This window comes from Nocardia sp. NPDC050710, assembly GCF_040654375.1.
GTDB lineage: Bacteria > Actinomycetota > Actinomycetes > Mycobacteriales > Mycobacteriaceae > Nocardia.
Genome location: NZ_JBFAHV010000014.1, coordinates 118,693 through 130,501 on the forward strand (window position 1 = coordinate 118,693; position 11,809 = coordinate 130,501).

The 11,809-nt window shown below is 68.9% G+C and carries 13 protein-coding genes; 7 read left to right on the top strand and 6 right to left on the bottom strand.

Translation table 11 applies throughout. The features are described from left to right. The first annotated feature begins 416 nt into the window (after nucleotides 1-416). From AB0H61_RS23145 to AB0H61_RS23160, 4 genes are read left to right on the top strand one after another with little or no spacing between them, the layout of a single operon-like run. The gene (locus tag AB0H61_RS23145) at nucleotides 417-1,388 is read left to right on the top strand and encodes an aldo/keto reductase (protein WP_357307771.1); all 972 of its coding nucleotides are present in this window, start codon (nucleotides 417-419) and stop codon (nucleotides 1,386-1,388) included. A 20-nt stretch (nucleotides 1,389-1,408) separates the two neighbouring features. Then, complete coding sequence (locus tag AB0H61_RS23150) at nucleotides 1,409-2,485, top strand: ABC transporter substrate-binding protein (RefSeq protein ID WP_357307773.1); 1,077 nt, start codon at nucleotides 1,409-1,411, stop codon at nucleotides 2,483-2,485. Further along, on the top strand, nucleotides 2,482-3,606 hold the full coding sequence (locus tag AB0H61_RS23155; RefSeq protein ID WP_357307775.1) for an iron ABC transporter permease: 1,125 nt from the start codon (nucleotides 2,482-2,484) through the stop codon (nucleotides 3,604-3,606). The genes AB0H61_RS23150 and AB0H61_RS23155 overlap by 4 nt, the downstream gene beginning before the upstream one ends. Before the next feature lie 58 nt (nucleotides 3,607-3,664). Then, nucleotides 3,665-4,492, top strand: coding sequence for a heme ABC transporter ATP-binding protein (locus AB0H61_RS23160; RefSeq protein ID WP_357307919.1), 828 nt, complete (start codon nucleotides 3,665-3,667; stop codon nucleotides 4,490-4,492). 266 nt (nucleotides 4,493-4,758) lie between these two features. Here AB0H61_RS23160 and AB0H61_RS23165 read toward each other — a convergent pair whose 3' ends face one another. After that, nucleotides 4,759-5,664 (bottom strand): LysR family transcriptional regulator, encoded by a 906-nt coding sequence (locus tag AB0H61_RS23165; protein ID WP_357307777.1) that lies wholly within the window; start codon nucleotides 5,662-5,664, stop codon nucleotides 4,759-4,761. 137 nt (nucleotides 5,665-5,801) lie between these two features. On the opposite strand from AB0H61_RS23165, the gene AB0H61_RS23170 reads away from it, so the two are divergent. Both AB0H61_RS23170 and AB0H61_RS23175 read left to right on the top strand, forming a co-directional pair. Next, nucleotides 5,802-6,620: a 3'(2'),5'-bisphosphate nucleotidase CysQ gene (locus tag AB0H61_RS23170; protein WP_357307779.1), complete on the top strand. Its 819-nt coding sequence runs from the start codon at nucleotides 5,802-5,804 to the stop codon at nucleotides 6,618-6,620. A 41-nt stretch (nucleotides 6,621-6,661) separates the two neighbouring features. Next, complete coding sequence (locus tag AB0H61_RS23175) at nucleotides 6,662-7,258, top strand: NAD(P)-binding domain-containing protein (protein WP_357307781.1); 597 nt, start codon at nucleotides 6,662-6,664, stop codon at nucleotides 7,256-7,258. Between the two features lie 95 nt (nucleotides 7,259-7,353). Here AB0H61_RS23175 and AB0H61_RS23180 read toward each other — a convergent pair whose 3' ends face one another. The 5 genes from AB0H61_RS23180 to AB0H61_RS23200 form a co-directional block, all read right to left on the bottom strand. Beyond that, a complete protein-coding gene (locus tag AB0H61_RS23180; protein WP_357307783.1) occupies nucleotides 7,354-7,773 on the bottom strand; it encodes a hypothetical protein in 420 nt (139 codons plus the stop codon). Nucleotides 7,774-8,198: 425 nt separating this feature from the next. Further along, nucleotides 8,199-8,594, bottom strand: coding sequence for a YrdB family protein (locus tag AB0H61_RS23185; RefSeq protein WP_357307785.1), 396 nt, complete (start codon nucleotides 8,592-8,594; stop codon nucleotides 8,199-8,201). A gap of 11 nt (nucleotides 8,595-8,605) precedes the next feature. Then, nucleotides 8,606-10,753, bottom strand: a complete 2,148-nt coding sequence (locus AB0H61_RS23190) for an MMPL family transporter (RefSeq protein WP_357307787.1) — start codon at nucleotides 10,751-10,753, stop codon at nucleotides 8,606-8,608. A gap of 7 nt (nucleotides 10,754-10,760) precedes the next feature. Continuing rightward, entirely contained in the window at nucleotides 10,761-11,288 is a 528-nt protein-coding gene (locus AB0H61_RS23195) for a hypothetical protein (RefSeq protein WP_357307789.1), read from the bottom strand. 6 nt (nucleotides 11,289-11,294) lie between these two features. Beyond that, nucleotides 11,295-11,651 (bottom strand): hypothetical protein, encoded by a 357-nt coding sequence (locus AB0H61_RS23200; protein ID WP_357307791.1) that lies wholly within the window; start codon nucleotides 11,649-11,651, stop codon nucleotides 11,295-11,297. 29 nt (nucleotides 11,652-11,680) lie between these two features. Between AB0H61_RS23200 and AB0H61_RS23205 the strand changes: the two genes are divergently transcribed. Beyond that, nucleotides 11,681-11,809, top strand: a complete 129-nt coding sequence (locus tag AB0H61_RS23205; protein WP_357307793.1) for a hypothetical protein — start codon at nucleotides 11,681-11,683, stop codon at nucleotides 11,807-11,809.

An 11,809-nucleotide genomic window follows, 5' to 3' on the forward strand; every position in this document is an offset into this window, starting at 1 on the left:
TCCTCCGTTCCGCAGAGCGCGACGCCGCTGCGCACCCGATGATCGGCTGGCATCGCGTCTCCTCTCCTACCGCACGAAATATCCGTTCTCGCTGGGCAATTGGCCCATACGGATTGCGTCGACGCGTACGCCGCCGCAATCCCGCAGCGACAGTACAGGCTCGGGCCGTACCCCCGATGCCCGGCCAATGTACCCGCTCGGCGCCGGTGCGGCAGCGGGCGTTCGGGCGGTGAGATCACCGGATGCCGGTGCCGTTCCGGTGTCGGTGCGTCGGCGTCGAAATCGGTAACGTCGCTGCTCACACCGTGGTTCGACACCGAATTCGCGGGTGTGCCGCGGTTCGCTCTGCCCAGAGACGGCATTCGGCGGTCCGCGCCCACTACTCTTGGCGCCGTGACGAAAGCGCGGACACGGTGATGGAACAGCGGACAGTCGGCCGCAGCGGACTACGGGTGTCCCGGATCGGACTGGCGACCCACACATGGGGTTCGCAGACGGACTCCGATGATGCCGCTGTGCAGCTGGTGGCGTTCGCGGAGGCGGGCGGCACCCTGGTCGAGACCTCCCCCGCCTACGCGGGCGGCGTCGCGCAGCGGATTCTCGCCGATCTGCTCGGAGATCTGATCGGCAGGGACGAGCTGGTACTCAGCGGCTGCGCGGGGGTCGTGCCCGCGGATCGACCGCGGGTGGAATCGGGTGTGCCGCCGCCGGAACCCGCCCACCCGGCCGTGGACGCCTCGCGCCGCACCCTGCTGCGGCAGCTGGATCGAACGCTGCTCGAACTGGGCACCGACTACCTCGACATCTGGAATGTCGCGGCCTGGGATCCGCGCACCCCACTCGACGAGGTCGCGGACACCCTCGAGTACGCCGTGCGCTCGGGCCGGGTCCGCTACGCAGGCGTGCGTGGTTTCGGCGCCTGGCAGCTGGCCAGCCTCGCCACGGTCGCGCCCATCGCCGCCGCGCAGACCCCGTACTCACTGCTGGCGCGCGGTGCGGAGGACGATTTCGTGCCCGCCGCCCAGCACCACGGCGTCGGCGTGATCGCCTCGGCTCCGCTGGCGGGCGGCATCCTGACCGGGAAATACCGCGATGGGGTGCCCGCCGATTCGCGGGGTGCGGACGAGGCCACCGCCGCCGAGATCCGCCACCGTCTCGACGATCGCGCGACCCGGGTGGTCGACGCGCTGGTCACCGCTGCCGACGGCCTCGGCACATCGCCGTTGGCGGTGGCGCTGGCCTGGATCCGGGATCGCCCCGGGATCGCCAGCATGTTCGTCGGCGCCCGCGATATCGGGCAGCTGACCGGGGTGATGGCCGCCGAGACACTGGAACTGCCGCGGGCGATCGCGGCCGCACTGGACGACGTCAGCGCGCGCGCGGAATGACACAGATTAGGCTCGCCTACATGAGGAGTGCGAGGTCTGGTGGTTCGTCCGTCCCGGCGCGGTGGCAGTCCCGCGCGCGATCCGGCTGGAGCCGCCCCATCCTCGCCCTGCTCGCGCTGACCCTGCTGGTGGGGTCCGCGGCCTGCGGTAGCGACGGCGGCGCGGCGTCGTCCGGCCAAACCGGCCACACCACCGCGAGCCTGGCGAATCTGGACCCGGTGCCGATCGGCCCGGAACCGACACCCGTGCTGCCCGCGAGGGTGCGCTCGTTCGACGGCGCCGAGGTCACGGTGAACGGCGTCGACCGCATCATCGCCGCCGACCGCTTCGGCACTTTGGCACAGACGGTGTGGGCGCTGGGTTTGGGCTCCAAGCTCGTCGGCCGCAGCACCGCCGCCGCCTTCCCCGCCGTACAGCAGCTGCCGAATGTGACCGGCGGCAGCGGTTCGCTGAATGTGGAATCCGTTCTGGCGCTGCGTCCTTCGGTATTCCTCACCGACACGACCAGCGCCGCGCCCGCGGTGCGTGAGCAGCTGCGCGCGGCCGGGGTCACCGTGGTCTACTTCGATCCGCAACGGACCATGGACGGTGTGATCCCGCAGATCGAGGCGGTGGCAGGTGCGCTCGGCGTCCCCGCCGCCGGTCAGGCGCTGGCCCAGCGCACCCGCGACGAGATCGCCACCGCGAGCGCCACGGTGCCCAAGCAGGACCCACCGCTGGATATCGCGTTCATCTACCTGCGCAGCACCGCCATCACCATGCTCGCCGGACCCGGCTCCGGCGCCGACTCGCTCATCGCCGCCATCGGCGCCCGGGACGCGGGCACCGCCGCCGGGCTGAAGGAGCCCTACACCACCATCACCTCCGAGGCGATGATCAGCGCCGCGCCCGACGTGCTGCTGGTCATGTCCGACGGACTGAGCTCGGTCGGCGGCGTCGACGGCCTGCAGAAGATTCCCGGCATCGCCCAAACTCCCGCGGGCCGCAATAAGCGTGTGGTGGATATGGCCGATGCGGTCCTGCTGAGCTTCGGCCCGAACACCGGCCGAGTCATCGCCACACTGAGCGAGGCCGTGTACGGCACCGGGCACGCATGATCGAACCCGCACCAGCGCCCACCGATTCGTCGGGCTCGTCGTCGACGAACAAGCGCAATCTGCTGGTCAGCGCAGCGCAATCGCGGGGGTGGTCGCGCACGACTCTCGTGTTCGCGGTGACGATCGCGGCGCTGGTGGTGTTGGCGTTGGCATCGGCGGCGATCGGGCAGGTACCGACCACGCCCGCCGAGGTGGCGGGCAGCGTCCTGCACCGGATCGGTGTGGACTGGGGACCGATGCCCGCGCACCCGGCCGGTGAGGTGACGCTGTGGGAGGTGCGGTTCCCGCGGGTGGTGCTGGCGATATTGGTCGGCGCCGCACTCGCCACGGCGGGCGCGCTGCTCCAAGGCGTATTCGCGAATCCACTGGCCGAACCCGGCGTCATCGGGGTCTCGGCGGGTGCGGCGGTCGGCGCGGGCACCGTCATCGTGGTCGGTGGCGCGTTCGTCGCGGCATGGTCGGTGGCGGCGGCCGCGTTCGTCGCCGGATTGCTCACCACGGCACTGGTGTATCTGTTGTCACGGTCCAATGGACGTACCGAGGTGGTGACCCTGGTGCTCACCGGCGTCGCTATCAATGCCTTCGCGGGCGGGCTCATCGCCTTCCTGCTGTTCGTCGCCACCCCCGCGGCACGCGATCAGATCGTGTTCTGGCAGTTGGGCAGCCTCAACGGCGCGACCTGGGAGGCGGTCGGCGTGGTCACCTCGCTCACCGCCGTCGGTGTGCTGGCCGCGGTGCTCATCGCGCCCCGTCTCGACCTGCTCGCGCTCGGTGAATCAGCCGCCCGTCACCTGGGCGTGGATGTGGAGCGCCTGCGCCGCAACGTGATCATCATCGTCGCGATCCTCGCCACCGCGGGCGTCGCCTTCACCGGCATCATCCTGTTCGTCGGCCTGATCGTTCCGCACCTGGTGCGCATGATCGTCGGCCCTGGCCACCGCGTGCTCATCCCCCTCAGTGCCCTCCTGGGCGCCGTGGTCCTGCTCGCCGCCGATGTCGCCGCCCGCTCCCTGGTCGACAACGCCGACCTGCCCCTCGGCATGCTCACCTCCCTCATCGGCGGTCCCTTCTTCTTCTGGTTGCTGCGCCGCACCCGTGCCCGCTCGGGAGGCTGGGCATGAGATCACGACGTGTGGGGAGGGAGTCGGTGTGACCGGGGTACTTCAGGGTCTCGGTGCGGTGCTGGGGCGGGCTCATGAATTGCCCGCCGTGCCGGATCGGGGTGCGGTCACACTGCGCGCGGACGGGGTCAGCATCGACCGGCGCGGCGCTTCGGGGGCGCGGCGGGTGCTCGATGCGGTGGATTTCGATGTCGTCGCCGGTGAGGTGGTTGCCCTGGTCGGCCCGAACGGGGCGGGTAAATCCACCTTGCTGGCCGCGCTGGCCGGTGAGCTCACCCCGACCGAGGGCGATGTCGAACTCGAGGGCCGCTCGCTCACCCATTGGACCCCACTGGATATGGCGCGCCGTCGCGCGGTGCTGCCGCAGACCCATACCGTCGGCTTCCCGTTCACCGCCCGCGAAGTGGTCGCCATGGGCCGCGCTCCGTGGGTGCGCACCGCGCGCAGCGACCACGACGATGAACGCATCGACGCCGCACTGGCCGCCGCCGACGTGGAACACCTTGCGGCCCGGTCATTTCCGACCCTGTCCGGCGGTGAACGCGCCCGTGTCGCCCTGGCTCGCGTCCTCGCCCAGGACACCGCCACCCTGCTGCTCGACGAACCCACCGCCGCCCTCGACCTCGGCCACCAGGAGGCCGTGCTGCGCCTGGCCACCGCCCGCGCCGCGGCGGGCGCCGCCGTCGTGGTGGTGCTGCACGACCTCGGTATCGCCGCCGCCTACGCCGACCGCGTCGCAGTCCTCGAATCAGGCCGCATCGCCGCCGACGGCCCACCGCGTGAGGTCCTCACCACCGACCTACTCACCCGCGTCTATCAGCACCCTGTCGAAGTGCTCGACCACCCCGTCACCGGCGCCCAGCTGGTCCTGCCCGTCCGCCGCTGATCGCCGGGGCACCGCGGTGTGCCAGGGCGCCGTGTCGTAGCCATTGGTTGATGGCAGCGATGTGCAGGACGGCTTGGTAGCGGACGGCGAGCTTGTCGAACCGTGTAGCGACGGCCCGGTTTCCTTCAGCTGACCGATTCCGCACTCGACCGCGTGACGCTGTTTGTATCGCTCGGCGTCGAACGGCTGTTCCGGGGCCTCGAAGTCCGCTGCCGGCCGCATCCTCGACCATCTGGCGCCCCTGCTGGCCATCTCGCCGGCGCCGACTACGACGCTCCGCACATGGCCAGCGCGGTTCGCGCCAGTCCGCGCAGCCAGGCGTGGGCGTGGTCGGTGTCGTAGCGCTGATGCCACGACAGGTATATCGGTGCCGACGGCAGTTCGAGCGGGAGGGGGAGCACGACCAGGCCGAGGTCGGCGACCGCTGACCGCGTGGTGGCTTCGGGGACGCTGATCAGGATGTCGGAGCCGCGCGCGAACTCCAGCGCGGCCGCTTCCGTGGGCGCGGTCGCTACCACACGGCGGGTGAGGCCGAGCCGCGCGAGGGCGTCGTCGAGGGCATTGCTGAGGTTTCCACGTCGCGAGACAGTGACGTGCTCAGCGGCGGCGTACCGCTCTGCGGTGACAGTCCTGACGCGGGTGAGGGGGTGCCCCTGCCTCACGACGATGACGAGGGGGGTCTCGCCCACGTTCTCGGCACGGATATCCGGTGCGCTCGGGCGGTTGGCGTTCGCCTCCAGGTCGACCTCGCCGCGCCGCAACTCGGGGGTGTCGATGCTCGATTCCGCGACGAAGCGCAATCGCACGCCCGGCGCCTGTCCGCGCACGGCCGCGAGCAGTGCGGGGCCGCTCGAGGCGACCAGGGAATCGTGCCAGCGGAGTGTGAAAGTTCGCTCCAACGTTGCCAGATCGAGTTCACGGCTCGGTGCCAGCACCCCCTGGACCTGCTGCAGCAGCTCGTGCACCTGTTCCCGGACGGCGATCGCATACGGCGTCGGGGTCATCGTGCGGCCGGTGCGCACCAGGATCTGATCCCCGGTCGTGCGCCGGAGTCGGCCCAGACTCCGGCTCATCGCGGGGGCGGTGACGTGCAGGCGCGCAGCCGCCCCGGCCACACTTCCCTCCTCCAGCAGCGCGTCGAGCGCGGCGAGCAGGTTCAAATCCAATTGCATGTGAGTAATCCTAGCCGTGCTTGACATGCAGTTGAAGTTAATTAAAGGGCTGTATACCTTCGAGACGAGAGCGCAAGACGGAACGCACAGCTTGGCCCGACCGGTCTCATCACCCCTTCTCACACGGGAGTACCGCCATGTCCGAAACGCTTCAGACCACTGACGTCGCCGCCTCCGACGCCGACCTGCTCGGCCAGACCGCGATCGCCGTGCGCGCGGCTGGTTCGGCGCTGCGCGAGCGCTTCGGCGAGGTGGTCCGCTACCGGAGCCGCGAAGAGCTGATGCGCACGCTCGCCGCCAACGACGACACGGCCCTCGATATTCTGCGCCCCCGCCTCACGCGCCTGCGCCCGGACGCCGGCTGGGTGGAGGACGAACTGGACGGCGGGGCGCTGCCGCCCGGCGAATGGTGGGTCGTGGATCCGGCCGAAGGCAACGTCAACCACCTGCACGCCCTGCCGGAGTGGGCGGTGACCGCCACCCTCGTGCGTGAGAACCAGCCGGTGCTCACCGCGGTCCACCTGCCGTTGACCGGCGAGACCTACACCGCGCTCACCGGCGCGGGCGCCTACCGCGACGGCCGGCCGCTGCACGTCTCTCAGACCGTGAACCTGGGCCTGAGCATCGTGGCCACCAGCCAGGCCCGGCCGGACGAGGACGAGAAGGTCGTGCGGCGCGTCGGCTCCTCGATCACCGCGATGCTCTTCGACGCGCTCGTCGTCCGCACCGCTGTGCCCGCGACACTGCACCTGCTGAACGTGGCCGCCGGCCGGATCGACGCCTTCTGGCAGTTCGCCGGCGCCCGCGCGGACCTTCTGCCCGGGGCGCTGCTCGTCACCGAGGCGGGCGGACAGATCTCCGACGCCGAGGGCCACCCCTGGACCCCGCAGAGCGAGAGCTTCCTGGCCGCCGCGCCCGGCGTCCACGCCGAGGCCGTCGCCACGCTCTCACGCTGACCGCGCACCACAACCTGCACGCACGGAAGGATCAGATCATCATGACCACGATCGCAGTTCTCGGAAACGGCCGCGTCGGCGGCAACCTGGCCACAGCCCTCACCCGGGCAGGGCATGAGGTGACCGTGGCGGACCGCGCGCCGGGCGCCGCCGCCGATGCTGCCCGGACAGCCCAGATCGTCATCAACGCCACCCCGGGCGCCGGCTCGCTGGACCGGCTCGTAGCCCTGCGCGAGGAACTGCGCGACAAGATCCTCGTCGACGTCTCCAACGCCACCGTCGACGGACCGGACGGACTGCCCGCCGACCTGATCTACCCCGGCTCGAGCCTCGCCGAGCAACTCCAGGAAGCGCTCCCCGAAACGCGCGTCGTCAAGACACTCAACACCATGCTCTTCCCGGTGATGTCCGCGCCAGCCACGCTCACCCAGGCGCCCGATGCCTTTCTCTCCGGCGAGGACCCGCAGGCCAAGCAGGCCGTCCGTGAACTACTCATCAATCTCGGCTGGCGCAAGGAGTGGATCACTGATCTCGGCGGGATCCAGACCGCTCGCGCCACGGAGGCCGCGATACTGTTCGTACCGCACGTGATTCGGTCCAGCGGATTCGCGCCCTTCGCGATCTCGATCGCCCGCTGATCCGCACACGGTGCACCGCCCCCGGCGGGCCCACATCCAGAACGGATACACAGCGCAGCGTCAGCACGAAACAGTCGATTACATCGAGCTGGTGGTCATCGACGAGTCCGAACGCCTGCCCGCGCCCGGCCATCGAGCACCTGCGCGACCAATACGACCGCGGCGACCACGGCCTGCTGTTCATCGGGATGCCCGGCATCGAGAAAATCTTCGCCCGCTACCCGCAGCTCTACAGCCGCGTCGGCTTCGCCCACCACTACCGGCCGCTGACAGGCGAGGAACTCACATTCGTGCTGTCCCGGCACTGGCACAAACTCGGCCTCGAACTCGACGCCGACGACTTCACCGACGCCCAAGCCGTCGCCGCCGTCGCCCGTATCACCGGCGGCAACTTCCGCCTCCTGCAACGACTCTTCGCCCAGATCCAGCGCATCATGCGAATCAACGAACTCCACACCATCACCGCCGACGTCGTCGAAACCGCCCGCCAGCACCCTCGTCATCGGCACCACCACCTGAATGGCCCGAAACCCGCGCCACCCGACGCCGCGAGAACACCGCTACTCAGACCCGCGAGTCACAGGGGTGGTGTCCAACAAACGCGTTGAAAACGGTTGGTGTTCAACAAGTCTTGTTAGCTCTTTCTCCGACACTCGCGCCCTGAATCTGTCGGTGCCGCATGTCATTCTGCGCCCCCGGGCTGACGCCCCTACACGTCGAGCCCGGGATAGCGCCCCCACCATGGACGGGACGAGGCTATGCCGCAGTCGACCGCGGGGGGTGTAAGCGGAGGTCATCAAGTCGTAGGTGGTGGCCAGCTGCTCGTACGCCCCCGCCCCGGCGCGTGCGAGTGGTGTCACGGCGGAGGGACGCTCCTCGCGGCGCTGCTGGTGGAGGCTCGGCGTCGGGCGCGACAATTCCCGGCGCCGTTAGGGCCCGGTCACGCGGGGATCGTCGGATCCTCGGCAGCGATACGTCCCACTTCGACCATCAAGGTTCCGTCCAGGAGGTATCGGACCAGGGCGTTGATCGCCCACAGTGCGAAGAAGGTCAGTCCGACGGCAGTCGATGCGGCAACCGACCATGCGATGGCTCCGCCGCCGAACCAGATGAGCTCCAAGGCGATTCGCCATGGTCCGTACAAGCGGAAGCGGGCGTTACCCGCGGCGCCGAACAGCGCCCACATCATGACGAACAGCAGCGGTGCGATGAGTCCGGCCGAGATACGCAGCCCCATCGGGGCGTCCAGCGTGAAACCCCACGCGCAAGCACCGGCGATCACCCCGAGTTCCAGCAGGAACATCAGGAACAGGTTGGCGCCCTTGATGATTCGCATGGAAGGTCTCCTCAGCGCCAGATCAGTTTCAGTACCGCGGGGGTCAGCAGCATACGGATCACCGTGGCGTCGAGGATCAGCGCGGCGATCATGCCATAGGCGATGTACTTCATCAGTACCAGGTCGGAGAAGCCGAACGCGCCGGTCACCACGATGAGAATCGCTGCGGCGGAGGTGATCACACCGCCGGTGTGGGCAATGCCGTAGCGGATCGCTTCGGGTGGGTCGGCCCCCGCGTCCCTGGCCTCGGCGACCCGCGACAACAGGAATACCTCGTAGTCGGTGGAGAGCCCGAAGACCACTGTCACGATCAGCGCCAGCACCGCGAACATCAGTGGACCGGGGGTGAAGTGGAAGATCCCGGCCCCGTGTCCTTCGACGAAGATCCAGGTGAGCACACCGAGTGTGGAGACCAGACTCAACGCGCTCATCGCGACGGCCTTGACCGCCAGCACAATCGAGCGGAACGCGGCGTACATCAACACCAGTGCCGCGGCCATCAGGATCGCGACCAGCGCGGGCAGCCCTTTCAGCAGCCCATTGATACTGTCACGTTCCAGCGCGGGCACCCCGGCCACCATGATGTCGACGCCGGGCGGTTCGGGAATGGCGCGCAGCGTGTCGATCACCCGGTCGGCGTCGCGTTTGTCGCCGAGCCCGGCATTGAGGACGTTCACCCCGTCCTTGGTCGGCGCGCCGGGCTCGAAGCGCCCGGTCAATCCGGGAACCTGGTTGGCCTCGTACCGGATATCGCTGAGCTGCTGGGGATTCGCACCCACCACCACCAGTTTCAGTGGTTCGGTACGAAAGCTCGGGAACAGTTCGTCGAACCGTTCCTGCGCCACCCGCGCCGGATTCTCGGCGGCGAGGTACTTCTCGCTGATTCCACCGAACTCGATGTGCCGGAACGGGATAGCCAGCGCGAGTAGCGCCAGCACGATCGGCACCGCCACCGCCCAGGGCCGCCGCATCGCCCATTGGGCCAGCCGCGAGAAGAATCCGGCGTCGATCTGTGCTTCGGTCTTGGTGCGGGAGAATCGTTTCCAACCCAGGAAGTCGATCCGGCGCCCGGCGATGCTCAGGGCGGCGGGCAGCGCGGTAACCGAGAGCAGCGCGGCCAGCAGCACCGAACTGATACCGCCATAGGGCACCGAACGCAGGACGCCATTGGGGAAGATGAACAGTGCGGCCAGGCTGATCGCGATGATCGCGGCGGAGAACAGCACGGTGCGACCCGCCGTCGCGACGGTCCGCGCGGTCGCCTCTTCGACGGTGTGTCCCGCCGCGAGCTCCTCCCGGAACCGGGTGACCGTGAACAACCCGTAGTCGATCGCCAGCCCGAGGCTGACCAGCGTCATCACCGTGCTCGCGAAGACGTTCACATCGATGAGCCCGGTCAACACCCGCATGATGCCCGCGGTACCCAAGATCGTCATGCCGCCGATCAGCACCGGGAGCAGCGCGCCGATCACCCCGCCGAACACGAAGTACAGCAGGACGGCCACCAGCGGTAGCGCGATCAGTTCGGCACGGTGGATGTCGTTCTGCATACCGGTGTTCAGGCCGGCGAGGATCGGTTGCAGCCCCGCGGTCTGCACCGTGGTGCCGCCCGGTCCCCCGCCCGCATGCCCGGCGCCGAGGTCGTCTTTGATCGCGGCGTAGTTCTCGACGGTCGCGGTGCCCTCGCCGCGCAGGCCGACGCTGGCGAAGGCATGGGTGTGCGAGGCGTCGGTGGCGTTGGCCGCGAACGGGCTGTCCCAGTAGCTGTCGATCTTGAGGATGCGATCGGGGTATCGCGCGAGCAGTTGGTTCAGCGCGCCGGTCACCGCCGCGCGGACCGCCGGGTCGTCGACGGTGGTGCCCTCGGGTGCGGTGTAGAGCAGGATCAGGTCGCTGTCGGTATCACGGCCGAAGGTCGCGTCGGCGATTTTGGAAGCCGCCACCGATTCGCTGCTCTCGTCGAACCAGCCCTCCTGGGTCAGCCGCCCGGCCAGGTCGCGGCCGTACCAACCGGAGAGCAGGACGGCCAGTACGAAGACCCCCAACACCAGGTAGCGGTGTCGGTAGACGAAGCGGCCCCAGCGCAACGACCCGGAATGCAGTGACTTCGATGTGCCGGCGGCGGGCTCGGATAGTCGCGGCGGCGGCAAAATCGACACGCCCGAATTATCCGCAGGCCGGGGTGCGGTAGTCGGCGGAGCGCAGGATGCCGCACAGGTCGGTGCGCGAGATCTTCCACTTGCCGTCGATCAGCACGAAATGCACGACGGTGGTGCGTACGGCGGTGCCGGTACCGTCCTTGTCCAGCCGCATGGTGGCGGTGAGGGTGCCGTCCCGGTTGTCGAAGACCGGGTCGGTGACGCCGTAGATGGCGCGCGGGTTGTCCTGCAGCGCCCGATACATATCGGGGATGGCGTCCTTGAACGCGTCGCCGTCCTCGATGAGATCGGTGCGCTCGCTGTCGGGCAGCGCGGGATCCAGCGCGCGCTTGATCTGGGCGTCGAGTTCGGCGGCGGTGGGCAGCGGTCGATGCGCGGCGCTCGACGAGGCCGCGATCGAGGAGGACAGCGATTCGTTGGCCCTGGATCGAGCGGCGTCGACGGCGGCCTCGTCCGGGCCCGAACTACAGGCCGCGGCCAAGGCGAGAACGCCCGCGGCGGCGAGTACGGCACGGACCAGTCGTGTGGGTTGCATCACTTCCTACATACCATCGATGACGGAACTGATCCGCCCCAGCAGGGCCCGCACGGTCGTGACGTCCCGGTCCACGGCGGCTTCGACCGGCGCGGCGTCCGGGATCATATCCCGCACCAGCGCCACCACACTGCGTTCGTCGTCGAGGTCGATATCGGTGACGCGCACTTCGGCCACCGCGACCACATCCTCCGGACCGGGCACATCGGAGTCCAGATCGGCGCGGTAGATCTCCAGCACCAGGGTGGATCTGACCGTGCGGAATGCGTACGGCCTGCCGTCGGCGGTGGTGCCGAACCCGTGAGCAAACGGACCAACGGTTATGTCATCGATGGCAAATCCCGATGGATGGTCGGCTTTCAACCGGATCTCCCTGAGTTGGACACTGTTTCATGTCAAAGGTAACCCCCATCACCGACATTCTGCGCCAGCCGCCACCCCGGCTGGCCGGGGTGTTGCGCCATCATGGTCAGATGGTGGCGTTGCGGTTGTTTCGTCGGTTGCTGTTGTTTCGTCAGTAG